The organism is Streptomyces flavidovirens DSM 40150 (genome assembly GCF_000429085.1).
Lineage (GTDB): Bacteria > Actinomycetota > Actinomycetes > Streptomycetales > Streptomycetaceae > Streptomyces > Streptomyces flavidovirens.
On the sequence record NZ_AUBE01000006.1, the window covers coordinates 1 to 22,466 of the forward strand.

General features: G+C 71.0%; 24 protein-coding genes. 12 read left to right on the forward strand and 12 right to left on the reverse strand.

The genetic code is table 11. The features are described from left to right. Window positions 1–138 precede the first annotated feature (138 nt). The 3 genes from G412_RS34015 to G412_RS34025 all read left to right on the forward strand — a co-directional run bounded on the left by G412_RS34015 (window position 139) and on the right by G412_RS34025 (window position 2,397). Window positions 139–606: a DUF7919 family protein gene (locus G412_RS34015; RefSeq protein ID WP_157839077.1), complete on the forward strand. Its 468-nt coding sequence runs from the start codon at window positions 139–141 to the stop codon at window positions 604–606. 69 nt (window positions 607–675) lie between these two features. Next, the gene (locus G412_RS34020; RefSeq protein WP_051338283.1) at window positions 676–1,272 is read left to right on the forward strand and encodes a GNAT family N-acetyltransferase; all 597 of its coding nucleotides are present in this window, start codon (window positions 676–678) and stop codon (window positions 1,270–1,272) included. 51 nt (window positions 1,273–1,323) lie between these two features. Then, on the forward strand, window positions 1,324–2,397 hold the full coding sequence (locus G412_RS34025; RefSeq protein WP_051338284.1) for a hypothetical protein: 1,074 nt from the start codon (window positions 1,324–1,326) through the stop codon (window positions 2,395–2,397). An 80-nt stretch (window positions 2,398–2,477) separates the two neighbouring features. Here the strand turns inward: G412_RS34025 and G412_RS0111110 are convergent, their stop codons facing one another. Beyond that, window positions 2,478–3,527: an NAD(P)-dependent alcohol dehydrogenase gene (locus G412_RS0111110; RefSeq protein WP_028812159.1), complete on the reverse strand. Its 1,050-nt coding sequence runs from the start codon at window positions 3,525–3,527 to the stop codon at window positions 2,478–2,480. 119 nt (window positions 3,528–3,646) lie between these two features. Between G412_RS0111110 and G412_RS0111115 the strand changes: the two genes are divergently transcribed. Continuing rightward, window positions 3,647–4,507, forward strand: a complete 861-nt coding sequence (locus tag G412_RS0111115; protein ID WP_028812160.1) for a helix-turn-helix transcriptional regulator — start codon at window positions 3,647–3,649, stop codon at window positions 4,505–4,507. Continuing rightward, complete coding sequence (locus tag G412_RS0111120) at window positions 4,504–4,968, forward strand: GNAT family N-acetyltransferase (protein WP_028812161.1); 465 nt, start codon at window positions 4,504–4,506, stop codon at window positions 4,966–4,968. Before G412_RS0111115 ends, G412_RS0111120 begins: the two co-directional genes overlap by 4 nt. A gap of 79 nt (window positions 4,969–5,047) precedes the next feature. On the opposite strand, the gene G412_RS0111125 is transcribed toward G412_RS0111120, so the two are convergent. From G412_RS0111125 to G412_RS0111135, 3 genes are all read right to left on the reverse strand, one after another. Continuing rightward, a complete protein-coding gene (locus G412_RS0111125) occupies window positions 5,048–5,734 on the reverse strand; it encodes an ABC transporter ATP-binding protein (protein ID WP_028812162.1) in 687 nt (228 codons plus the stop codon). A 300-nt stretch (window positions 5,735–6,034) separates the two neighbouring features. Beyond that, window positions 6,035–7,303 carry a L,D-transpeptidase gene (locus tag G412_RS0111130; protein ID WP_028812163.1) on the reverse strand — a complete coding sequence of 423 codons (1,269 nt, stop codon included), beginning with the start codon at window positions 7,301–7,303 and terminating at the stop codon, window positions 6,035–6,037. 201 nt (window positions 7,304–7,504) lie between these two features. Further along, entirely contained in the window at window positions 7,505–7,831 is a 327-nt protein-coding gene (locus tag G412_RS0111135) for a hypothetical protein (RefSeq protein WP_078606913.1), read from the reverse strand. A gap of 109 nt (window positions 7,832–7,940) precedes the next feature. Between G412_RS0111135 and G412_RS0111140 the strand changes: the two genes are divergently transcribed. Beyond that, window positions 7,941–8,303, forward strand: a complete 363-nt coding sequence (locus tag G412_RS0111140) for a hypothetical protein (protein WP_037648490.1) — start codon at window positions 7,941–7,943, stop codon at window positions 8,301–8,303. Between the two features lie 37 nt (window positions 8,304–8,340). Here the strand turns inward: G412_RS0111140 and hutH are convergent, their stop codons facing one another. The 5 genes from hutH to G412_RS0111165 all read right to left on the reverse strand — a co-directional run bounded on the left by hutH (window position 8,341) and on the right by G412_RS0111165 (window position 14,509). Then, window positions 8,341–9,885 (reverse strand): histidine ammonia-lyase, encoded by a 1,545-nt coding sequence (gene hutH, locus G412_RS0111145; protein WP_037648492.1) that lies wholly within the window; start codon window positions 9,883–9,885, stop codon window positions 8,341–8,343. Between the two features lie 155 nt (window positions 9,886–10,040). Continuing rightward, a complete protein-coding gene (locus tag G412_RS0111150) occupies window positions 10,041–11,192 on the reverse strand; it encodes a GGDEF domain-containing protein (protein WP_028812167.1) in 1,152 nt (383 codons plus the stop codon). Window positions 11,193–11,251: 59 nt separating this feature from the next. Next, a complete protein-coding gene (locus tag G412_RS0111155) occupies window positions 11,252–12,052 on the reverse strand; it encodes an enoyl-CoA hydratase/isomerase family protein (protein ID WP_028812168.1) in 801 nt (266 codons plus the stop codon). A 41-nt stretch (window positions 12,053–12,093) separates the two neighbouring features. Next, window positions 12,094–13,239: an adenylate/guanylate cyclase domain-containing protein gene (locus tag G412_RS0111160; protein ID WP_051338311.1), complete on the reverse strand. Its 1,146-nt coding sequence runs from the start codon at window positions 13,237–13,239 to the stop codon at window positions 12,094–12,096. Window positions 13,240–13,627: 388 nt separating this feature from the next. After that, a complete protein-coding gene (locus tag G412_RS0111165) occupies window positions 13,628–14,509 on the reverse strand; it encodes a biotin--[acetyl-CoA-carboxylase] ligase (protein ID WP_028812170.1) in 882 nt (293 codons plus the stop codon). 105 nt (window positions 14,510–14,614) lie between these two features. Between G412_RS0111165 and G412_RS0111170 the strand changes: the two genes are divergently transcribed. Continuing rightward, a complete protein-coding gene (locus G412_RS0111170) occupies window positions 14,615–16,201 on the forward strand; it encodes an acyl-CoA carboxylase subunit beta (RefSeq protein ID WP_028812171.1) in 1,587 nt (528 codons plus the stop codon). Between the two features lie 15 nt (window positions 16,202–16,216). Further along, window positions 16,217–16,423: an acyl-CoA carboxylase epsilon subunit gene (locus G412_RS0111175; RefSeq protein WP_028812172.1), complete on the forward strand. Its 207-nt coding sequence runs from the start codon at window positions 16,217–16,219 to the stop codon at window positions 16,421–16,423. 56 nt (window positions 16,424–16,479) lie between these two features. Here the strand turns inward: G412_RS0111175 and G412_RS0111180 are convergent, their stop codons facing one another. Next, window positions 16,480–17,748 carry an SGNH/GDSL hydrolase family protein gene (locus G412_RS0111180; RefSeq protein WP_028812173.1) on the reverse strand — a complete coding sequence of 423 codons (1,269 nt, stop codon included), beginning with the start codon at window positions 17,746–17,748 and terminating at the stop codon, window positions 16,480–16,482. 72 nt (window positions 17,749–17,820) lie between these two features. On the opposite strand from G412_RS0111180, the gene G412_RS0111185 reads away from it, so the two are divergent. The 3 genes from G412_RS0111185 (at window position 17,821) to G412_RS0111195 (ending at window position 19,509) form a co-directional block, all read left to right on the forward strand. Continuing rightward, window positions 17,821–18,453 (forward strand): TetR/AcrR family transcriptional regulator, encoded by a 633-nt coding sequence (locus tag G412_RS0111185; protein WP_028812174.1) that lies wholly within the window; start codon window positions 17,821–17,823, stop codon window positions 18,451–18,453. Window positions 18,454–18,524: 71 nt separating this feature from the next. Further along, window positions 18,525–18,653: a morphogenic membrane protein MmpB gene (gene mmpB / locus G412_RS41380; RefSeq protein WP_279626767.1), complete on the forward strand. Its 129-nt coding sequence runs from the start codon at window positions 18,525–18,527 to the stop codon at window positions 18,651–18,653. Window positions 18,654–18,903: 250 nt separating this feature from the next. Next, the gene (locus tag G412_RS0111195; RefSeq protein WP_028812175.1) at window positions 18,904–19,509 is read left to right on the forward strand and encodes a Maf family protein; all 606 of its coding nucleotides are present in this window, start codon (window positions 18,904–18,906) and stop codon (window positions 19,507–19,509) included. Here the strand turns inward: G412_RS0111195 and pdxR are convergent. Continuing rightward, window positions 19,490–21,046 carry a MocR-like pyridoxine biosynthesis transcription factor PdxR gene (pdxR, locus tag G412_RS0111200; protein ID WP_028812176.1) on the reverse strand — a complete coding sequence of 519 codons (1,557 nt, stop codon included), beginning with the start codon at window positions 21,044–21,046 and terminating at the stop codon, window positions 19,490–19,492. The genes G412_RS0111195 and pdxR overlap by 20 nt on opposite strands. A 98-nt stretch (window positions 21,047–21,144) precedes the next feature. Between pdxR and G412_RS0111205 the strand changes: the two genes are divergently transcribed. Then, on the forward strand, window positions 21,145–21,840 hold the full coding sequence (locus G412_RS0111205) for a B3/B4 domain-containing protein (protein ID WP_028812177.1): 696 nt from the start codon (window positions 21,145–21,147) through the stop codon (window positions 21,838–21,840). A gap of 24 nt (window positions 21,841–21,864) precedes the next feature. Here the strand turns inward: G412_RS0111205 and G412_RS0111210 are convergent, their stop codons facing one another. Next, entirely contained in the window at window positions 21,865–22,350 is a 486-nt protein-coding gene (locus G412_RS0111210) for a hypothetical protein (RefSeq protein ID WP_425274465.1), read from the reverse strand. Window positions 22,351–22,466 lie beyond the last annotated feature (116 nt).

Sequence of the window (22,466 nt, forward strand, 5' to 3'; positions counted from 1 at the left end):
CCGCCGCCACACTTACTCCAGGCGGCCCCCACCCCAGACGCAACCACCGCCCCAGGCCGACCAACACCCCCACCACACCCCAAAGCCCCGGCCCCCTCCCATACCCGCGCACCGCAATGCCACTGGTAGACAGCAACCATGACTTACTACGCAGACCTGACGCCGTACACCTACGACACCGACAGGTCTTCACCCGGCACCGGACAAACCGCTGGCCCCGGAGAAACCGCTGGCCCCGGAGAAACCGACGGCCCCGCCTCCCGCGCCTTCCGTGGTCTGCCGCAAGTGAATGTGGGCTGGCTCGCGCGTGTCAGGCCGTATGCCAAGGGCGACGCCCCACCCGGCCTGGTGGACGCGCTCAAAGGCATGCGGCACACCCACCGCGTCGAGCAGACCCGCGGCTATCACTTCTGCCCCTGGTGTGCCGCGAGGCTGCTCGGGCTCGTCGGTGCGCGTGACAACTGCCCGCGCGGCAGTGCCGAGATACGAGTCATCGGTGAGGGCGTCGTCTATGCCGCACCCGAGCTGATCACCCATTACGTCGAGGCTCACGGCTACGCACCACCAGCCGAGTTCGTCCGAGCGGTTCTCGCCTCCAGCGGCTGACAACCCAACACGCCACCCCCCTCCACTTATTCATTGGCCGCCACCAGCCGTTGACGCGACGATCAGAAGATGCCCAGCATCTTCCTGGAGACGGAACGGCTCATCCTCCGCCGATTCCGTGACAACGACCTCGAACGGCTCGTCGCACTCCACAGTGACCCCGAAGTCATGCGCTTCATCAACGGAGGGCGCCCCAACTCCCGCGCCTTCGTCATCGAGCGCGTACTGCCACAGCTGACGCACGAATACCCCTGCATTGGAACCCGCGGTTTCTGGGCCGCCGAGGAGAAGACGACCGGAGCGTTCCTCGGCTGGTTCGAGTTCCGGCCGCTGGCCGACGACAGCGCCGATGTCGTCGAACTCGGGTACCGGCTCGGCCGGGCCGCCTGGGGGCGCGGTTACGCCACCGAGGGAGCCCGCGCCCTGATCGCCAAGGGGTTCACCGAGCTCGGCGTGCGGAGGGTCACCGCGGACACCATGTACGTCAACTCCCGTTCCCGGCGCGTGATGGAGAAGGCGGGCCTCATCTTCGTACGCCGCTGGTTCGGGGACTGGCCCGACACCATCGAGGGCTCGGAGCACGGGGAAGTCGAGTACGCCCTCGAACGCAGCCAGTGGAAGGCTGGCCCCAGCGACGCCGGCCACCCCGCCCAGCGAGTCCAGTAATTGTCCCGCTCGTGCGCATAACGTGACCCTGACCAGCGATGATCACGTATCGTGTTCACGAACCTAGTCACCGTCGTCGGCTTGGCCTGTCTTGCCTGGGCCCTCGTCCATGTGACCCGCCTCGCCCTCCGCAACCAGCAGGCCAAGCGCTTCGACGCCACCGCCTACGGCCTCGTCCCCCGCGATCAGCTCGACAGCCGGCGTCCCGGCCCGCCCCGCGACGAACCCGCCCTGCGCATCGCCGTCGAAGCCGCCTGCCGGGGCGACTGGGAGCCCGCCGCCGGCCTGCTGGCCGCAACCACGGACGACGAGGACTGGGAGGCGCGCTGGCGGCTCGTCGAGGTCTTCGCGGACATCGCCGTCGAGGACGAACACTGGCTGCGGATCTGGCGTGCCGAGCGGCCGAAGGACGCCGACGCCGTCGTCGTACACGCGCATGCCCTCCTCCTGCGCGCCTGGGCGGCGCGCGGCGAGAAGTACGCCCAGCAGACCTCGGACGGCCGGATGGAGCTCTTCGCCGAGTTGCTGCCCACCGCGATGTACGCCGCCCAGGAGGCAGCCAGGCTGGCGCCGCGTGACCCGTCGCCGTGGGTCACGATGGTCGCCGCCGCGCGCGGACTCGGGCTCTCGCACGACGAGTTCCGGCACCTGTGGGCGGAACTGACCGCTCGCGCGCCGCAGCATTACGACGCCCACTGGCAGGCACTCCAGTACTGGTGCCAGAAGTGGTACGGCTCGCACAAGCTCATGTTCAAGTTCGCCAAGGAGGCGGCCCAGTCGGCGCCCCCCGGCAGTCTGCTCTCCGGCATCTACCTGCACGCCGTACACGAGGCCGTACTCCAGGAGGGCGACCAGGCCTACCGCACCTGGGCCACCAAGCCGATGCTCGCCCGCGTCCAGGCAGACCTGGCGCAGGTGGCTGCCCCTGACGATCACCGGCTGCCTGCGATACGGCACCTGCTCGCCGCGACGCTCGTCAAGACCGGGCGTTACGCCGAGGCCCTCGCCCAGTTCCGGCTGATCGGAGGCTGGTGCGGAGCCGCTCCGTGGACCGACGCGAACGACCCCGCGCTGGCCTTCGACCACGCCCGCGGCCTCGCCGCGCTGGGATCCGGCCGCCCGTAGTGGTCAGGCAGGGTGCCCCGCGTACCCCGCCGACCACCCACCACAACCACAACCACAACCACCGGACCGCAGGAGTCTCCTCAGATCGTCGCCACGTCGATCACAAAGCGGTAACGGACATCGCTCGCCAGGACCCGCTCGTACGCCTCGTTGATCTGGCCCGCGCTGATCAGTTCGATCTCCGCGCCCAGCCCGTGCCGTGCGCAGAAGTCGAGCATCTCCTGCGTCTCGGCGATACCGCCGATCATCGAACCGGCCAGCGTCTTGTTGCCGCCGATCAGCGAGAACATGTTGATGGAGTTGGGCTCCTCGGGTGCGCCCACGTTCACGAAGGCCCCGCCCACCTTCAGCAGGCCGAGGTACGCGTCCATGTCCAGCGGCGCGGAGACCGTCGAGACGATCAGGTCGAAGGAACCGGCCAGCTCCTCGAAGGTCTTCGGGTCGCTGGTCGCGTAGAAGTGGTCGGCGCCCAGCTTCAGCCCGTCGTCCTTCTTCCGGAGACTCTGGCTCAGTACGGTCACCTCGGCGCCCAGCGCGTCGGCGATCTTGACCCCCATGTGCCCGAGACCGCCCAGGCCAAGGATCGCGACCTTCTTGCCGGGGCCCGCCTGCCAGTGGTTGAGCGGCGAGTAGAGGGTGATGCCGGCGCACAGCAGCGGTGCGGCGATGTCCAGGGACAGGCCGTCGGGGATGCGGACGGCGTAGTTCTCGTCGACGACGAGGTGCGTGGAGTAGCCGCCGTAGGTCGGCTCGCCGTTCTTGTCGAGAGCGTTGTACGTGCCGGTCGCGCCCTTGGCGCAGTGCTGCTCCTGGCCCGCGAGGCAGGCCTCGCACTCGCGGCAGGAGTCGACGAGGCAGCCCACGCCGACCCGGTCGCCGACCGCGTACTTGCTGACTCCGGCGCCGACCTCCGTGACGATGCCGGCGATCTCGTGGCCGGGAACCATCGGGTAGATGCCCTCGCCCCAGCCGTCACGGACCTGGTGGATGTCGGAGTGGCAGATGCCCGCGTACTTGATCTCGATCATCACGTCGTGCTCGCCGACCGGGCGGCGCGGAACGGAGATCTTCTCCAGCGGAGCCTTGACGGAAGGAGCGGCGTACGCCGCGACGGAGGTAGCAGTAGTCATGGTGGAGAGCCTGCCCGACCTGCGCGGATCCACCCAGCCCCCTGTTGTGCGTACGTCTGCTGTGCGTACCACTGGCGGGGACAGGAACACCGTCGTACGACCGGGGATACTTGGCTGCTATGGATCAGCGCGCCGAACTGAGTGAGTTCCTCCGATCCCGCCGCGCGCGGCTCAAGCCGGAGGATGTCGGCCTGCCCGACTTCGGCAGGCACCGCCGTGTCCCCGGCCTGCGCCGCGAGGAGCTGGCGCAGCTTGCCGGGGTCTCGGTGGCGTACTACACGCGTCTTGAGCAGGGCAATGGCCGGAACGTGTCCATGGGAGTGCTGGACGCGATCGCCCGCGCCCTCCGCCTGTCCGACGCCGAGCGCGATCACCTCACGCACCTCGCCAAGCCGTCGCAGAAGCGGAAGCGCCCGGCGCGGCCGCAGCGTCTGCGGCCCAGGGTGCAGCAGCTGATGGACGCCATGGAGGGGGTGCCGGCGTACGTCATGGGGCGGCGCACCGACGTCCTCGGCTGTAACCGGATGGCCCGCTCGCTGTTCGGCGACATCACCGCGCTGCCTCCCGAGGAGCGCAACATCGCCCGTCTCCTCTTCCTGTCGGACGACTTCCGGAGCGTGTACGTCGACTGGGAGCTCAAGGCGTGCGAGGTGGTCAGCCATCTGCGGCTTGAGGCCGGCTGCCATCCGGACGATCCGCTGCTGTCCGCGCTGGTCGGCGAGCTGTCGGTGAAGAACGAGGTGTTCAGGAGCCTGTGGGCCGCGCACCACGTGAAGGACAAGGGGCACGGCACCAAGCGCCTGCGCCACCCCCTGGTGGGTGAACTGACACTGTCGTACGAGACGCTTCGGCTGCCCGACGACCCGGAGCAGCACCTGATCACCTTCCACGCGGAGCCGGGCTCGCCCTCGCAGGACTCCCTGCGGCTGCTGGCGAACTGGGGTGCGGACATGGACATGAACATGGACGTACGCGGATGATCGACACGGCGGTGACCCTGCGCCGGGCGGCCGGCCCCGACGACGCCGCTGCCGTGGCCGACGTGTGGCTGCGGTCGTACGACGCCGTGCTGCCCACGGTGAAGCGGGCGCACAGCGACGACGGGGTGCGGGACTTCTTCCGGTACGTCGTGGTGCCGGAGCAGGAGACGTGGGTGGCGGAGAGCGGCGGCGCCGTGGTCGGGATGATGGCGCTGGAGCCCGGCCGCATCGAGCAGCTGTACCTGGTGCCGGAGCACCGGGGGCGCGGGATCGGCGACCGCTTCGTACAGCTCGCGAAGGAACGGTCGCCCGGCGGCCTCGAGTTGTGGACCTTCCAGGTCAACGAGCCCGCTCACCGCTTCTACGAGCGGCACGGTTTCGGCGTGGCCGAGCGGACGGACGGCTCGCGCAACGAGGAGCGCGAGCCGGACGTCCGCTATGTATGGGCGCCCGAGCGCTGAACCCGGTCGCCCGAGCGCTGAACCCGGTCATTCGAGCGCTGAACCACCCCCGCGTGATGTGTGGTTCTGCCGGCCGCCCTCAGGCGGCAGTCGCGTTCTCCGTCACCGTGACGCGCCCCTTGCGGATGGTGGCGACGCGCGGTGCGCGGCGGGCGATGGCGCTGTCGTGGGTGACCATCACGAAGGTCAGCCCGTGTTCCTTCCACAGCCCTTCCAGCAGCTCCATGATCTCGTCCCGCATCGACTCGTCGAGGTTGCCGGTCGGCTCGTCGGCGAGCAGCACCTTGGGCCGCTTGACGAGCGCACGGGCGATCGCGACGCGCTGCTGCTGGCCACCGGACATCTCGCCGGGCAGGTGGGCGAGGCGCTCGCCGAGGCCCACTGAGTCCAGTGCCTCCGCCGCCCGTTCGCGCCGCGCCGCCGCCTTCAGCCCGAGGGGTACGAGCGCCGTCTCGACGTTCTCCTGAGCGGTGAGGGTGGGGATGAGGTTGAAGCTCTGGAAGACGAAACCGATGCTCTCGGCGCGGACCTTGGTGAGCCGCGCCTCCGGCAGCGCGGCCAGGTCGACGCCGTCGAGTTCGACGCTGCCCGCCGTCGGCCTGTCGAGGCCGCCGAGCATCTGGAGGAGGGTGGATTTGCCGCCGCCGGCGGGCCCCTGGATGACGAGGCGGCCACCGTCCTCGATGGTGAGGTCGACGCCCGCGAGCGCGTTGATGGTTTCCTTGCCGCGCGCATAGCGCTTGGTGACGCCTCTGAGCTGGTACATGGGTGGGGTCAACTCCTGCGGTACGAGAAAGGGTTTACGCAGGCCAGGCCTCGCGGCGCAGCGCGTCGGCCGGGCGACGGTGAGCCCGATCGTGGAGAGGGAGACGGGCGCGCGGTGAGCGCGACCATGGCGCGAAGGTATGGGCGGCTCGTGATGGCTGGATAAGGCCGGTCTGAGAGCCGCATGAGAAGCCCGCAACGCCGAGGGAACGCGAACGACGGCGGGCGCCACCCCCGGAGTTGAGGGGTGACGCCCGCCGCCGTACTGCTACCTACGGGGAAAGGAGAGGGATCAGACCGGTCAGACCGCGGAACCGGCCTTCCACTGCTCCCAGTCCATGTTCCAGCCGTTGAGGCCGTTGTCCGGCTTGATGGTCTTGTCCGGGGAGTTCTTGACGATGACCACGTCGCCGATGAGCGAGTTGTTGAAGAACCAGGCACCGGGCTGGTTCGGGTCGTTCGCGCCCTTGGCGTCGTTCAGGCCCACGCAGCCGTGGCTGGTGTTGGCGCTGCCGAAGATCGAGTCGGCGCCCCAGTAGTTGCCGTGGATGAACGTGCCCGAGGTGGACAGCCGCATGGCGTGCGGCACGTCCTTGATGTCGTACTCGCCCTTGCCGTCGTCGTCCGTGAAGCCGACCGTCGCACCGTTCATCCGGGTCTCCTTGAACTTCTCGGAGATCACCATCTGGCCGTTGTACGTCGGGTTGTCCGGCGCGCCCGCGGAGATCGGGATCGTCTTGACCGTCTTGCCGTCCCGCGTGACCGTCATGGTCTTCGTCTTGGCGTCGACGGTGCTGACCTGGTTTCGGCCCACCGTGAAGGTGACGGTCTTGTCCTGGACGCCGTAGACGCCCTCGGCGCCCTCGACGCGGTCGAGCTCCAGCTTCATCGTTACCGTGGAGCCGCCCTTCCAGTACTCCTTGGGGCGGAAGTCCAGCCGCTGCGAGCTGAACCAGTGGCCGACGACTTCCTGGCCGCTGCTCGACGTGACCGTGATGCCCTTCTGGACGGCGGCCTTGTCGGTGATCGGCTTGTCGAAGTTGATCGACACCGGCATGCCGACGCCGACCTTGGAGCCGTCGTCGGGCGTGAAGTTGCCGATGAAGCTGTTGGCGGGCGAGAGGGTGGTGAAGGAGCCGTTCTCGTGCGCCTCGCGGCCTTCGGAGTCGGCCGCGGTCGCGGAGATCTTGTACGTCGTCGCGCGCTCAAGCTGCGCGTCGGGCTTCCAGCTCTTGCCGTCGGCGGCGATCGTGCCGGCCACCTTCGCACCGGCGGTCGAGGTCATCGTGACCTCGGTCAGCTTGCCCTCGCTGACGGTGACCTTGGTGCCGCGGTTGATGCTGACGTTGTCGGCGCCGCTCTTGGGGGTGATCGCTATTCGGGCCTTGGAGGTGTCCTTGGCCGCCGCCTCGTCGACCTCGGCCTGCGACTTCTTCGAGCTCTGGGCGCTGCTGCCGCCCTTGTCACCGCCGTCGTTGCAGGCCGAAAGGACCAGAACGCCGCTTAGCAGTGCGGACGCGGCCATGAGGCCCCTGCGCCGCTTGCTGTCCGTCATCACACGCTTCTCCATCGTTGCCGATTCCCCACAAATCCCCTGGGCAGAGCCGCTGGGCAGCATCACCCTGCCAATGTCCTAAACACCTGTACCGATTCGTCCGTTCCACATCTGGGGGGAATGTGGGGAACACCACTGATCACAGTGACCGACGCAGCCACGCCGCCGCCGGTTGCGGCGGCGGCGCGCTTTTCTTCGCCGGCCGCACCGGTGAAGTTACGCGGGGCCCTCCTCGTCGTCCTCATCCAGGTCCCACTCCACGGCGTCGGGGTTGTAGTCGATCCGCTCGCTGCTCCACGAGGCCTGCGCGAGCTCCACTCCGGGTACCTCGCTGATCAGATCGAACGGGTCCACGAGGTGGGCAAGGGCCTCCGCGACGTCTTCCCGCACGGCGGCCTCGGCATGCGTGCGTTCGACGTCCGCCGCGTGGGCGTCTTCCGTTACGTGGGCGAGAGCGGCGTCGGTGAGTTCCTGGGCGTCGGAAATTTCCAGCACCAATTCCACCTGGAGCCGGACAAAGCGTGACGTGTTAGTTGCGTTCATGCTTCGGAGCGTAGGCCTCGGGGCTCTCGCGACTTTCCTGCGACCCGCTGCTTTCATTAGCATCGGCGTACACGGCCAATTCCCGGTTGCCTCAAGGGGGATCGATTACGTGTCCGCACGCCGACCGCTGCTGACCGCCACCGCCGCGGGCACACTGCTGTGTGCTCTGTGGTTCGTCCCGTCCGCCAATGCGACGGCGGAGAAGGAGGCGAAGCCCCAGCCCGAGTCGCAGGCCCAGGCGCGGGCCGAGGCCCAGGCCCAGCCACCGGCCGCGGCCGCCGGAAGAAGCGCCTCGCAGGACGGCACCTCCCAGGACAGTGCCTCGCAGGACGGCGCCTCGCAGGACCTCGTGCTCGCCGACACGGGCAGCGTGGACACGACCCCGTACCTGATCGGCGGCACCGCGTTCCTCGGCGTGGGCGCCGGATTCATGACGTACTCGATGCGAAGGGCCGCGCGTCCGGTCATCTGACGCACGGCCCTCGGCACCGATCCATACTTTGTGCCTCTTACGCGAGCGGCCCCGTCACCGGCTCGACGGCCTCCACAAGCCTGCCCGCCCGTACGAACGCATCGGCCGCGGCGAGGTCGGGAGCCAGGTAGCGGTCGGGTCCGGGGCCTTCCACTCCCGCTTCCCGCACGGCCTTGATGACGGCCTGGGAGGCGGGCGCGGGCGTGAGCCCCTCGCGCAGCTCGATGCCGCGCGTGGCGGCGTACAGCTCGACGGCGACGATCCGGGTGAGGTTGTCGATCGTCGTACGCAGCTTGCGCGCCGCCGACCAGCCCATGGAGACGTGGTCCTCCTGCATCGCGGAGGACGGGATCGAGTCGACGGACGCGGGCGCCGCGAGCCGCTTCATCTCGCTGACCAGGGCGGCCTGTGTGTACTGGGCGATCATCAGGCCCGAGTCGACACCGGCGTCGTCGGCGAGGAAGGGCGGAAGTCCGTGCGACCGGTTCTTGTCGAGGAGCCGGTCGGTGCGGCGCTCGCAGATGGAGCCGAGGTCGGCGGCGGCGATGGCCAGGAAGTCGAGTACGTACGCGACGGGCGCCCCGTGGAAGTTGCCGTTGGACTCGACCCTGCCGTCGGGCAGCACGACGGGGTTGTCGACGGCGGAGGCGAGCTCCCGCTCGGCGACGGTCAGCGCGTACGCGATGGTGTCGCGCCCGGCGCCTGCGACCTGCGGGGCGCAGCGCACGGAGTAGGCGTCCTGGACGCGCGGGGCGTCGTCCTGGTGGTGGCCGGTGAGGCCGGAGCCGGCGAGGACGCGGAGCATGTTGTCGGCGGAGTCGCCCTGGCCGGGGTGGGGGCGTATGGCGTGCAGTTCGGGCGCGAGGACCTTGTCGGTGCCGAGGAGGGCTTCGAGGCTGAGGGCGGCGGTGATGTCGGCGGAGGTGTAGAGCCGCTTCAGGTCGGCGATCGCCATAATCAGCATGCCGAGCATGCCGTCGGTGCCGTTGAGGAGGGCCAGGCCTTCCTTCTCGCGCAGCTCGACGGGGACGATGCCGTGCGCGGCAAGCAGCTCGCCGGCGGGCCGGACGATTCCGTCGGGCCCCTGCGCCTCCCCCTCACCCATGAGGGCGAGGGCGCAGTGGCTGAGGGGTGCGAGGTCGCCGGAGCAGCCGAGCGAACCGTACTCGTGGACGACGGGCGTGATCCCGGCGTTGAGGAGGTCCGCCATGGTCTGCGCGACGTGCGGGCGTACGCCGGTGTGGCCGGAGGCGACGGTCTTGAGCCGCAGGAACATCAGCGCGCGTACGACTTCGCGCTCCACGTGCGGGCCCATGCCGGCGGCGTGCGACCGGACGATGTTGCGCTGCAACTGGGCGCGCAGGTCCTGGCTGATGTGGCGGGTGGCGAGGGCGCCGAATCCGGTCGAGACGCCGTAGACGGGCTCCGGCTTGGCTGCCAGGGCGTCGACGATCTCGCGTGAGGCGGCGAGGGCGGCAAGGGCCTCCTGGGAGAGCTCGACCCTGGCGTTGTCCCGGGCGACGGCGATGACATCCGCTGCGGTCGTTCCGGACGTCCCCAGCACGACTGTGTGCATATCCATATTCAGAACCCTACGGACTGAATCCATTCCTGTCACTACCCGACCACCCGTTGACCCCTTACCGGGGCCGGAGCGAGGGGTACCTGCGGCGCCGTTCCCCTACCCACCCCCTTCCCGACACCGGGGGCAAGCCCCAGACCCCAACCCCCGCCCCCTCACTCCGGCCGCGCCCCCCGGAAACTGCGCCGATCGTGCGGCGCGGCCGGTGGCGCGTCCGCGAGCTGGAGCACCGCTCCGTCCCGCCCCGCCACCACTGGCCGCGCCGACCGCGCCGCCTTCGCCCGGTACTGCGCCGCGTCCGCGAGCCGGAAGAGGCGGCGCGCGGTACGGACCGGACCGATCGGATCACCCGTCGAAGCGACCCCGCACGCGACCCCCTCCCCGAGGTCCATCTCCGCCGCCCGTACGCACAGAGCCTCGGCCACCTTCACCACCGCGTCCGACGACGGCCCGACCGCGAGCAGGCAGAACTCGTCGCCCCCGAGCCGCGCCGCCAGCGCGCCGGGCAGCATCGCGCCGCACACCGACAACACCGAGCCGAAACGTTCAAGCAGCCGGTCGCCCACCGCGTGCCCGAGCGAGTCGTTGACCCGCTTCAGGCCGTTCAGGTCGCAGACGACCAGGCTGACGACCGTCCCGGACCTCCGGTGCCGTTCCACCGCCTCGTCGAGCCCCATATCGACGGCCCGCCGGTTCGCCAGCCCCGTCAGCGGGTCCGTGAACGCGAGCTTGCGGACCTCCTCCAGCAGCTCCGTCTGGGCGATGCCCGCCGCCACCACCGCCGCGAGCACCGTCGCGAAGTCCGCGTCGGAACGGCCGAAGACCGGCGCCCCGGCCGGCCTGGCCACGTACAGCTCCCCCCACGCCTGCCCCCGCAGCACGATCGGCGCGACCACGCACGACCCGCGCCCGCGCCTGCGCAGCGCCGCCACCCGCTGATGGCAGTACCCGGCGGGGCCTGCGGCGGAAGTACCCGTGGCCCCCTCCGCCGTCTCCACCCACGCGTTGGGCTCACCCCCGCCCGCCCACTTCTCGTGCAGGAACTCCGCGATCTCCGGAAACTGGTGCACGGGATACGTCTCCGCCTCGGGGAACTCCTCCTCGCCCTCCGCCCGCGCCCCCGCGTTGACGAGCACCCGAAGCTGCCCCAGCTCGCGTTCCCACACCGAAACCGCCGCGAAGCTGCCCCCCAGCGCCTCCTTCGCCCCCAGCGCGGCCGCCCGCCAGGACTCGCGCGGGGTGCGCGCCGCCGCCATCGCCTGCGCCAGCGTCACGACGGCCCGCAGCCGCACATCCTCACCCATCACCCCAGCTTAGGTAGTTTGGTGAGATTTGTATCGTTTGGCCCTTATTCGCGCAGTGGTCCCTATTCGCCCGGCCACTGGGGTGCGCGCTTCTCGTTGAACGCCGCCACCCCCTCCGCCCGGTCGCCCGAGAAGGCCACCGACCGCCATGCCGCGTCCTCGACCTCAAGGCCCGCCCGCAGGTCAAGACCGTGCCCGAGCCGCATCGCCCGCTTCGCCGCCCGCAGTCCCACCGGCGAGTTCCCGGCGATCCGGGCCGCCAGCGCCAGCGCCTCCTCGCGGTCCTGTCCGGCGTCCACCAACTGGTCGACGAGGCCGAGCGCGGCCGCCTCCGCCGCCTCCACCCGCCGCGCCGTGAACACCAGCTCCGCCGCCCGCGCCGCCCCGACCCGCCGGGGCAGCAGTTGCGTACCGCCGCCACCGGGAATGACGCCCACCGACACCTCGGGCAGCCCGACCACCGCCGTACGGTCGGCCACGATCAGGTCGCAGGCCAGCGCCAGCTCGAAGCCGCCGCCCAGCGCGAAGCCGTGCACGGCGGCGATCGCCGGCATGGGGAGTTCGAGTACGCCCGTGTACGCGCCCCGCGCGACCGGCCGCTGACGTACCAGCTCGGCGTCCGTGAAGGAGTTGCGCTCCTTGAGGTCCGCGCCGACGCAGAACGCCCGCTCGTGGCTGGACGTCACCACCGTCACCCGCACCGCCGGGTCCGCGCCCAGCGCGTCGCACGCCGCCGCGATGGAACGGGCCATGTCCGTGGACACCGCGTTCATCGCCTTCGGCCGGTCCAGGACCAGCTCGGCGACGTACCCGTGCCTGCGTACGCCGACGAACTCTCCGAAGCGTTCCTGTTCCCCGCTCATGCCGCACACCCTCCCGGTTAACGATCGTTACCGGGAGGATCCTAGGTGGCGCGCCTGGTCAGAAGCCATGGCTCGACCGTGCCGAGCCCGCGCACCGGCCGCTGCCACATCGGCTGGAGCGCGAAGCGGTACGAGGGCGGCGCGACACCCTCCTTCTCCGCCACCTCCGCCTCGGCCGCCGCCTGCGCCTCGGAGACCGGCGCGTCACCCGTGCGCGACAGCTCCTCGGCGAGCGCCCCGTCCACCAGGAGCGCGTCCTTGGGCGCTATCGAGGTGAGCCTGCTGGCCAGGTTCACCGTCGTACCGAAGACGTCACCCATGCGGGTGGTGACCGTGCCGAAGGCGATGCCGACGCGCAGGGCCGGCATCGTCGGGTTCGCGGCCATCGTCTCGATGAGCCGCAGCGCGATCTCCGCCGCCGTGCCCGCGTCGTCCGCCGCGTACAGGACCTCGTCGCCGAGCGTCTTGATGAGCCGGCCGCCGTGCGCCGCGACCAGGTCCGCGCAGGTCGTCTCGAACGCCTCGACCAGCTCGCCCAGCTCCTCCTCCTCCAGGCGCCGCGTCAGCCGCGTGAAGCCGACGAGGTCCGCGAAGCCGACCGCGAGCCGCCGGTCGACCATTTCCTCGTCGTCGGCGGCCTGGACGACCCGGCCGGTCGCGGCGGCGAGCTGGCGCCGCCAGACGTAACGCAGGAACTCCTCCAGCTCGGGCAGGAGCAGCTCGACCAGCGGATACGTGACTTCGGTACGGGTCATTCCGGGCTCCGGCGGCTCGGTCAGACCCTCCAGGAAGGAATCGATCTGCCATTCCGCCAGCCGGGCGGTGGTCTGCCCGGTGGACCGGGCGACCTGCACCGCCATCGGCTCGCTGAGCAGCCCCGCCTCGACGAGACCGGCGAGCCGCCGCAGGGCGAGGACGTCGGCCTCGGTCAGGGCCTTGGCCTGCCCGATGTCGGCGAAGCCCATGGCCCGCCAGAACCGGGAGGCGAGGTCCATGGAGACGCCTGCCGTACGGGCGGCCTGAAACGGGGTGTAGCGGCGCTCGGCACCGAGGATGAGCTGTTCGAGGCGGATGGCGAGCGGATCGTCGGTCGGCTCGGCGGTGTGGTCGACGGCGTGGTGGGGCGTGGGGTACGGCGAAGGGTCCACGGCGGCGGGCACCCCGCTCTCGCTGCCGTCCGCCCGCAGGACGCCGCGCCCGGGGCCCGCACCGCCCCCGGAACCGGACCGCGCGTCCGCGCCGGGCGCGCTCTCGTGGGGGTCTTCTCCGGTGGCGGACGTGTCCGCACCCGGACCGGACGGATCTGCCGCACCCACAGGGGACTCCTCACCCACAGGGGACTCCGCACCCACAGGGGTCTCCTCACCCGCACCGGGACCGGACGGCACAACCGCACCCGGCTCCGGCTCCGGACCCGTACCCGAGTCCCGCCGCGCCCCCGCAGAGGACCCCGCGTCGTCGACGGTCACCTACCGCCTCCTGCCCGTTCCCTGCGCACTGCCTTGTGCCCTGCCGATCGTCTGTCGCGCCGATCCGTCGCGGATCGCCTCAACGATACGGCAGGTGTGCCCTAGCTCACTCCCCCGTATCGCGCGTCTCCTCTGTACTCGCCCCCGGCCTGAGGTGTACGACGTCACCCGCTCCCACCGGCTGCTGAACCCCTTCCGCCGTCGCCAGCACCAGCCGCCCGTGGCCGTCGACCGCCACCGCCTCGCCGGTCACCGACCGCCCGCCGGGCAGCTCGGCCCGGACCGTACGGCCCAGCGTGGCGCACCCCGCGGCGTACGCCTCCTGGAGCCGGCTGGCCGCCGGATCGCCGCCGGACGCCCGCCAGGCGCCGTACCACTGACCGAGCGAACGCAGGACGGATCTGAGCAGCGGATCGCGGTCCGTCGAGACCGCTCCGGCGAGTGCCAGCGAGCCGGCGCCCGGGATCGGCAGCTCCTTCTCGGTCAGGCTGACGTTGATGCCGATGCCGACGACCACACCGTCCGCGGCCCGCTCGGCGAGGATGCCGCCGGCCTTGCGCTCCTCGCCACCGACCGTCACCAGGAGGTCGTTGGGCCACTTGAGCGCCGTGTCGACGCCCGCGGACCTGGACAGCGCGGTCGCCACCGAGACGCCGGCGAGCAGCGGCAGCCAGCCCCACTTCTCGACGGGCACCTCCGTGGGCTTCAGCAGTACGGAGAAGAAGAGCCCGGAGCGTGCGGGCGCCGACCAGCGCCGGTCGAGGCGCCCACGGCCCTCGGTCTGCTCCTCGGCGACGAGCACCGCGCCTTCGGACAGGTCTTCCGCCCGGCGGGCCAGGTCGGTATTGGTGGAGCCGACGGTGGGTACGACGTCGAGTGACGTCCACAGACTGCCCTCCCGCACCAGTGCGCGGCGCAGCGCGGGGGCGCTGAGCGGCGGCCGGTCGAGGTTGGACCAGCGGTTGTCTGAAGCATCGGGAGGCGTCATGCAACCCAGCGTAGGTGTGGCAAACGACGCACTGCCGAGCGGCACACGCGCCGCTACGCTACGTGCCAGTAGCCGTCCGCTGACCAGGCAGGGAGCCGCATCCCGATGTCCGAGCCCGAGACCGAGACCGACATCCACACCACCGCGGGCAAGATCGCGGATTTGCAGCGACGTATCGACGAAGCCACGCACGCCGGCTCCGAGCGCGCGGTCGAGAAGCAGCACGCCAAGGGCAAGCTGACGGCCCGTGAGCGGATCGGCCTGCTCATGGACGAGGGGTCGTTCGTCGAGCTCGACGAGTTCGCCCGGCACCGCTCGACGAACTTCGGCATCGAGAAGAACCGCCCGTACGGCGACGGTGTCGTCACCGGCTACGGCACGGTCGACGGCCGCCCGGTCTGCGTCTACTCGCAGGACTTCACCATCTTCGGCGGGTCGCTCGGCGAGGTCTACGGCGAGAAGATCGTCAAGGTGATGGACTTCGCGCTGAAGACCGGCTGCCCGGTCGTCGGCATCAACGACGGCGGTGGCGCGCGCATCCAGGAAGGGGTCGTCGCGCTCGGCCTGTTCGCCGAGATCTTCCGCCGCAATGTGCACGCGTCGGGCGTCGTCCCGCAGATCTCACTGATCGTCGGCCCGTGCGCGGGCGGCGCGGTCTACTCGCCCGCGATCACCGACTTCACGGTGATGGTCGACCAGACCTCGCACATGTTCATCACAGGACCCGACGTCATCAAGACGGTCACCGGCGAGGACGTCGGCTTCGAGGAGCTCGGCGGCGCGCGCACCCACAACACCACGTCGGGCGTCGCACACCACATGGCGGGCGACGAGAAGGACGCGATCGACTACGTCAAGTCGCTGCTCTCGTACCTGCCTTCGAACAATCTCAGCGAGCCGCCGGCCTTCCCGGAGGAGGCGGACCTCGCGACCTCCGGCGAGGACCGCGAGCTGGACACGCTCATCCCGGACAGCGCGAACCAGCCGTACGACATGCACACGGCCATCGAGCATGTGCTGGACGACGGTGAGTTCCTGGAGACGCAGGCGCTCTTCGCGCCGAACATCATCACGGGCTTCGGGCGGGTCGAGGGCCACCCGGTCGGCATCGTCGCCAACCAGCCGATGCAGTTCGCGGGCTGCCTGGACATCAACGCGTCCGAGAAGGCCGCGCGTTTCGTCCGCACCTGCGACGCCTTCAACGTCCCGGTGCTCACGTTCGTGGACGTGCCGGGCTTCCTACCGGGCGTGGATCAGGAGTACGGCGGAATCATCCGGCGCGGCGCCAAGCTGATCTACGCGTACGCGGAGGCGACGGTCCCGCTGATCACCGTCATCACGCGCAAGGCGTTCGGCGGCGCGTACGACGTCATGGGCTCCAAGCACCTGGGTGCCGATCTCAACCTGGCGTGGCCGACCGCGCAGATCGCGGTGATGGGCGCTCAGGGCGCGGTGAACATCCTGCACCGCCGTACGATCGCGGCCGCCGACGACCCCGAGGCGACCCGCGCCGAGCTGATCGCCGACTACGAGGACACGCTGCTGAATCCTTACGTCGCCGCCGAGCGCGGCTACGTCGACGCGGTGATCATGCCGTCGGAGACGCGGCGGCACATCGTGCGCGGGCTGCGTCAGCTCCGTACGAAGCGGGAATCCCTCCCCCCGAAGAAGCACGGCAACATCCCGCTCTAGGAAGGGCCGCTGACGATGATCAAGGTCATACGGGGCAACCCGACCCCGGAGGAGCTGGCCGCCGCCCTCGCGGTGGTCCAGGCACGCGCCGCGGCGGCGGCCGGCTCGCCGTCCGGTGCGCAGGAACCGCCGGCCGCGTGGTCGGATCCGGCCAGGGTGGCGCGGCGCCGGCTGCCGCAGCCGGGGCCGACGGCCTGGGGCCGGACGTACTGGCCCGGCTAGAGAGCACGCAGTGAGGGCCGGACCCGCGCAGGGTCCGGCCCTCGGCTATGGGCGCCTCACCCGGCGTCTCGCAGGACTCCGGCGACGGTCTTCGCCATCAGCCGGTAGCCCGCGTCGTTGGGGTGCAGAGCGTCCCCGTAGTCGTACGCCGGGTCGAGGCGGTCGGCGTCGGCCGGGTCGGCGAGGGCCTTGTCGAAGTCGGCGTACGCGTCGAACTCGCCCGACGTACGGATCCAGTGGTTCACCTCGTCGCTGACCCGCGCCGCGTGCGGGCCCCAGTGGTCGGAGCCCTTGAGCGGCAGCAGCGTCGAGCCGACGATCCGCAGGCCCCTGGCGTGGGCGGCGCGGATCAGCTCGCGGTAGCCGGCGATGAGTTCGGCCGAGGAGACGACGGGTGACGGCTTGTAGGTGGGCTGGTTCTTCGCCTCGCTGAAGCCGATGTCGTTGAGGCCTTCGAGTACGACCACGGTGGAGACGCCGGGCTGGTCGAGGGCGTCGCGGCCGAAGCGGGCGGTGGCGCGTTCGCCGTACCAGGCGGAGTCGTTGAGGACGAGGTTGCCGCCGATGCCCTGGTTGACGACGGGTCGGCCGGTGTGTTCGGCGAGGGCGTCGGAGTAGCGGCGGTCGGTGTTCGGGGTCGAGCCGAAGCTGTCGGTGATGGAGTCCCCGAAGAGGACGATGCCGTCGTTCCTGCCGCGCTCTCCGCCGCCGACCTCGACGCCGGAGAGGTAGTACCAGGACTGGGTGGTGTCGGTGAAGGCGGCGCCGGACGCGTCGGCGCGGTGGTCTCCTTCGGCGCGGTAGGTGTCGGCCCAGGCCTGGGAGTGGAAGGTGGCGGGCCCGGTGGTGCCGGCGAGGTAGAGGGTTACGGTCACGGACTCCCGCCGGTCCAGGGGCAGGCGGGCGGCGTCACTGCGCAGCTCCCCGCGGGCGGGGATCTCGACGGACCGCTTGCCGGAGAAGGTGAGGTGGCGGACGCTGCCGGCTTCGACGGCGGCTCGTTCCTTCTTGGCGGTACGGGCGATGGTGGCGCCCGTGATGCTGAGCGGCGAGGTCCCGTAGGCGTTGGAGAGGCGGATACGGACCCGCTCACCGGCGCCGGTGACGCGCACGACCTGGCGGACGGTCTGACGGGAGAAACCCTCCTGGGACCAGTTGGGGGTGAAGCCGGTGCTGGGGAGCTGCGGGGACGCGCCCCAGGCGGCGGTCCAGTGGGAGGCGGAGTGCGGGGACGGCGACGGCCGGGCGGTGCCGAGGAGTCCGAGGGCGAGGGTGGAGGCGACGAGGGGCACGGCGATGCGGCGGCGGGCGAGCTTGGCGTCCATGACAGCAGCCTTTCCCTAATGGGAAGCAAGTTCCGTTAAGATGTGGGGACCGTACCAGACTCGGAGAGCCTAATGGAGCACAATTCCCGTTTGGAAGCCGCCTCGCTCACGCCGGGGACCGTGCGCCCCGGCGGACGGACCGCGAAGGTCCGTGCCGCCGTACTGGAAGCGACGCAGGAGGCGCTGGTGGAGGGGGGGTTCCACGGGCTGAACCTGGATCGGGTCGCGGCGCGCGCGGGCGTCGGCAAGACGACCGTCTACCGCCGCTGGGGCTCGGCGGCCGCCCTCGTCGCCGACCTGCTGCGCGACATGGCGGAGCAGTCGCTGCCCGCCGCGGACACCGGCTCACTGGAGGGCGATCTGCTGGCCAACGCCCATCTCGTACGCCAGACCCTCACCGACCCCCGCATGGGCCCCGTTTTCCAGGCGGTCATCGCGGCGGCGGCGTGCGACGAGGAGTGCGCGACGGCGCTGAACGGTTTCTACGCGACGCGCATCCACGAGTGGGTGCCGTGCGTGGAGCGGGCGGCGGGGCGGGGGGAGGTTCCGGCCGGGACGGACGCGGGTGAGGTGGTCCGGGCGGTGTCGGCCCCGCTCTACTACCGCTTCGCGGTGAGCCGGGAACCGCTGGGCGAGGCGGACGCGGTACGGGCGGCGGGGGCGGCGGTGGCCGCGGCGAAGGCGGGTTGGTTCACCGGGAATTAGTCCATTGGTACTGGCCCGCCTGAGTACACGTACTCAGGCGGCGGAGCTATTTCGGTCGCAGGATCGAAGGCATGCTGTGGTCCGACCCGGAGAACGAGCCTCCGAAAGAACTGCGCGAGACGCAGGCGATGCTCCGGCGCGCGGGCGTACTGCTCGCGCTCGCGATGGTGCTGGCGATGTTCGTACTCGGCGTCCACTGACCCTGCGGCCGAGTCACACCGGCCCCGCCCGCGGCGCGCTTTCCCCTACCCGCCCCTTCCCGAAACCGGGGACAAGTCCCCGGCCCCCATGAACCTCGGCGGCAGCACGAAACCGGGCCGAAGCCCCCCACCCACCACCACCGCCCCGACGGCCAGGGCCTCACCCCGCAGCCACCACCGGCGCCGAGCCGCCCACCGGCCCGCAGGCACGCACCGCCCACACCCCCGCGCGCCTCGTACGATGAACCGCATGACCGATCCGCGCCGCCGTCTCGTCCTCGCCTCCGCCTCGCCCGCCCGCCTCGGGCTCCTCCGCCAGGCCGGCCTCGCCCCCGAGGTGATCGTCAGTGGCGTCGACGAGGACGCGATCACCGCGCCCACGCCGTACGAGCTGGCGCTCGTACTGGCCGAGGCGAAGGCCGTGTCCGTCGCCGCCCGCCCCGAGGCCGCCGGCGCCCTCGTCATCGGCTGCGACTCCGTGCTGGAGCTGGACGGCCAGGCGCTCGGCAAGCCCGCCGACGCCGAGGACGCCACCGCCCGCTGGAAGTCCATGCGAGGCCGCTCCGGCATCCTCCAGACCGGCCACTGCGTGATCGACACCGCCACCGGCCGCCGCGCCTGTGCCACCGCGTCCACCACGGTCCGCTTCGGCGAGCCGACGGACGCCGAGATCTCCGCGTACGTCGCGACCGGCGAGCCCCTCCACGTCGCCGGCGCCTTCACCCTCGACGGGCGCTCGGCCCCGTTCATCGACGGCATCGACGGCGACCCCGGCAACGTCATCGGCCTGTCGCTGCCGCTGCTGCGCCGGTTCCTCGGTGAGCTGGGGACACCGATCACCGCCCTCTGGGCCTGACTTCGGCCACGACCTCGGAGAGGGCCTCGCCCAGCGTGGCGACCCCCTCCGCGATCCCGCCCGGCGGCGTCGCGGCGTAACCGAGCACGAGACCGGGGTGGCCAGGGCGCTGCCTGTGCCACGACAGCGGCTGCACCTTCACGCCGCGCGCGAGCGCCGCCCCGGCCAGCTCGGTGTCGGCGAACTCCGCCGACCCGAAGGTGATCACCAGGTGCAGCCCCGCCGCCGCACCGTGCACCACCGCCCCCGGCAGATGCTCACCGATCGCCGCGATCATCGCGTCCCGGCGCTGCCGGTGCCGTCTGCGCAGTAGCCGCAAGTGGCGTTCCATCTCGCCCGATTCCATCAGCCGGGCCAGCACAAGCTGCGGCAGCACCGCGTTGCCCAGATCCGCGAACCGCTTGGCGTCCACCAGCGCGTCCCGGTACTTCGGCGGCGCCAGCATCCATCCCACCCTCAGCGCGGGCGCGAGCAGCTTGGACACGCTTCCGGCGTAACAGACCCGCTCCGCCAGCACCGACCGCAGCGCGGGCACCGGCGGCCGGTCGTAGCGGTGCTCGGCGTCGTAGTCGTCCTCGACGATCAGGCCGCCCTCCGCCGCCCACCGCATCAACTCCCGGCGCCGTACGCCGCCGAGCACCACCCCGGTCGGGAACTGGTGCGCCGGGGTGAGCAGTACCGCTCGCGCACCGGTGGCACGCAGTTCGTCGACCCGCACCCCCTCCGCGTCGACCGCGACCGGCGGAGTCTCCAACTGCCGGTCGCGCAAGTGGTGCCGGGCCCCGAGCGACCCCGGATCCTCCACCGCCATCGCGCGAACACCGTCGTCCCGGAGGACCTGCGCCAGCAGCCCCAGCCCCTGCGCGGTGCCGGAGGTGATGAGGACCTCGCCGGCGTCCACCCTGATCCCCCGGTTGCGGGCCAGCCAGTTCGCGACCGCACGACGTAACTCCAGTGCGCCGCGTGGATCTCCGTACCCGAGGCCGGACGCCGACAGGCCTTTGAGTACGGCGCGTTCCGCGCGCAGCCACGCCGTTCGCGGGAAGGCGGCCAGGTCGGGGACACCGGGCGACAGATCGATGCGGGCCGGCGCCGCCCGTAACGCGTCGAAGACGTCGGCGCCGGGCGGCGTTACGGCGAACACCGCCCCGGCAGGGCCGCCAGAACCCGCAGCGCGGACGACGGGACCAGGAGCAGCCGCAGGCGCGACCGGTACCGCGACCGGCGCCGCCACCACCACCGTCCCGCCCCTCCCCCGCCCGGCGACATGCCCGTCCTCCGTCAGGCGCTGGTACGCCTCCGTCACCACCCCACGCGACACCCGCAGTTCGCCCGCGAGCACCCGCGTGGCCGGCAACCGGCTCCCCACCGGAAGGCTGCCGTCCGCTATCGCGTCCCTGAGTCTGCGCGCCAGCCAGTCCGACAGCCCGCCGGCCGGCGCCTCCTCCGGGTTGAGCTGAAGGAAGTCAGAACCGGACGCCGCCGGCGCCACCGGAGTTATGGACCGGTCACAGGCGTTCCCAATGGACCTGTTCACCGGGCCATTGTGGCGCGACGCTGAGGACATGACCACAGCGGCGGGCCTCTCGCGCGGCGGCCGGCTCGCGTTCCCCTGACCCCACGAAAGCAGACTTGATGTATTTCCAGCACGCAAGCGACATCTGGCACGACTTCCCCGAGCTGGTCGCCGGGGTCGTCCGCGCCGAAGGCATCACCAGGGACGCCCCCGCCGACCGTACGGTCACCAAGTACAACGCGATCGCGGAGTCCCGGCTCGCGCTCGCCACAGAAGGAGAGCTGCCCGAGATCCAGGCCTGGCGGCGCGCCTTTTCGAGGATGGGCCACCGGCCGACCCAGTACCGCTGCGCCTCCGAATCGCTCCTCCGGCGGTTCAGGAAAGAGAAGTCGCTCCCCCGGATTCATCCGCTGATCGACGTCTGCAACGCCGTCTCGCTCGCCTTCGCGATCCCGGTGGGCGTCTTCGACGTTTCGGAGATCTCCGGGGATCTGGAAGTACGCCGCGCGACCGGTGACGAGAAGTACGTGACGTTCTCCGGCGAGACGGAGAACCCCGGCACCGGTGAAGTGATCTTCGCGGACGAAGCCGGACAGGCACACTCCCGGCGCTGGACCAACCGGCAGAGCGGCGCGTCGGCCGTCCGCGACACAACGGGCAGTGTGCTGATCATCGCCGAGGCGATGCACGGTTCGGCCCCCGAGGACGTCCGGCGCCTCACCGCCGCGCTCGCCGACGAGTTGAGCGCTCTGTGGCCCGTGACCTCGAAATCCTCCGCGATCCTTACCTCCGTCGCGCCGCGATTCGCGTTCTGAGCTCCCGCGCCCGCCGTCCATCCGTCAGGCCGGGGCGGGAGTCCCGTTCTCCGGCCCGGCCGGCGGAGCGCCCGGAGCGTCCACGGGGCCCGCGACACCATCGGCATCCTGCCGCTCGTCCCGTTTCCCGTACGCGATGACCGACAGGACGATCAGACCGAACGCGGCCATCAGCACGACGAAGGCGGCCCAGCCGACCAGCCCGACGCACAGCGCCCCGAGCACCCCGTGCACCACCGCGCACGCGATCAGCAGGATCCGCCCGAGGCGGCCCGGCGCACGATCCGACAGCGCGGCGCGCAGCAGGACGACGCCGCACGTCACCAGGTAGAGACCGAAGCCGCCACCCATCACCAACGTCGACGTGGACATCACGTCGGGGTCCAGGCCGGCGAGGGACATCGACTGGCCGCTGACGACCTTGCCGAGGATCCAGTGGACGAACACGATCCCGACGGCTTCGACGAACAGCACGGCCGCGGCCGCGGCAGCTATCGGTCTGCGCGCCACGGCGCCCACCTTCTTCCGGCTGTTACCACTGGTACGAACGCGACGCCCCAAACGCTACTAACGGGTAATCCTCTGTACAAGGGGGCGGACGCCGCCGGCCCGAGGGCAAAGAATCA

What these genes read in the sequence shown, in the direction of transcription:
- G412_RS34015 (WP_157839077.1), top strand. Translation starts at nt 139, where the DNA reads ATGACTTACTACGCAGACCTGACGCCGTACACCTACGACACCGACAGG.
- G412_RS34020 (WP_051338283.1), top strand. Translation starts at nt 676, where the DNA reads ATGCCCAGCATCTTCCTGGAGACGGAACGGCTCATCCTCCGCCGATTC.
- G412_RS0111110 (WP_028812159.1), bottom strand. Translation starts at nt 3,527, where the DNA reads ATGACTACTGCTACCTCCGTCGCGGCGTACGCCGCTCCTTCCGTCAAG.
- G412_RS0111115 (WP_028812160.1), top strand. Translation starts at nt 3,647, where the DNA reads ATGGATCAGCGCGCCGAACTGAGTGAGTTCCTCCGATCCCGCCGCGCG.
- G412_RS0111120 (WP_028812161.1), top strand. Translation starts at nt 4,504, where the DNA reads ATGATCGACACGGCGGTGACCCTGCGCCGGGCGGCCGGCCCCGACGAC.
- G412_RS0111125 (WP_028812162.1), bottom strand. Translation starts at nt 5,734, where the DNA reads ATGTACCAGCTCAGAGGCGTCACCAAGCGCTATGCGCGCGGCAAGGAA.
- G412_RS0111130 (WP_028812163.1), bottom strand. Translation starts at nt 7,303, where the DNA reads ATGGAGAAGCGTGTGATGACGGACAGCAAGCGGCGCAGGGGCCTCATG.
- G412_RS0111135 (WP_078606913.1), bottom strand. Translation starts at nt 7,831, where the DNA reads ATGAACGCAACTAACACGTCACGCTTTGTCCGGCTCCAGGTGGAATTG.
- hutH (WP_037648492.1), bottom strand. Translation starts at nt 9,885, where the DNA reads ATGGATATGCACACAGTCGTGCTGGGGACGTCCGGAACGACCGCAGCG.
- G412_RS0111155 (WP_028812168.1), bottom strand. Translation starts at nt 12,052, where the DNA reads ATGAGCGGGGAACAGGAACGCTTCGGAGAGTTCGTCGGCGTACGCAGG.
- G412_RS0111165 (WP_028812170.1), bottom strand. Translation starts at nt 14,509, where the DNA reads ATGACGCCTCCCGATGCTTCAGACAACCGCTGGTCCAACCTCGACCGG.
- G412_RS0111170 (WP_028812171.1), top strand. Translation starts at nt 14,615, where the DNA reads ATGTCCGAGCCCGAGACCGAGACCGACATCCACACCACCGCGGGCAAG.
- G412_RS0111175 (WP_028812172.1), top strand. Translation starts at nt 16,217, where the DNA reads ATGATCAAGGTCATACGGGGCAACCCGACCCCGGAGGAGCTGGCCGCC.
- G412_RS0111180 (WP_028812173.1), bottom strand. Translation starts at nt 17,748, where the DNA reads ATGGACGCCAAGCTCGCCCGCCGCCGCATCGCCGTGCCCCTCGTCGCC.
- G412_RS0111185 (WP_028812174.1), top strand. Translation starts at nt 17,821, where the DNA reads ATGGAGCACAATTCCCGTTTGGAAGCCGCCTCGCTCACGCCGGGGACC.
- mmpB (WP_279626767.1), top strand. Translation starts at nt 18,525, where the DNA reads ATGCTGTGGTCCGACCCGGAGAACGAGCCTCCGAAAGAACTGCGCGAG.
- G412_RS0111195 (WP_028812175.1), top strand. Translation starts at nt 18,904, where the DNA reads ATGACCGATCCGCGCCGCCGTCTCGTCCTCGCCTCCGCCTCGCCCGCC.
- G412_RS0111205 (WP_028812177.1), top strand. Translation starts at nt 21,145, where the DNA reads ATGTATTTCCAGCACGCAAGCGACATCTGGCACGACTTCCCCGAGCTG.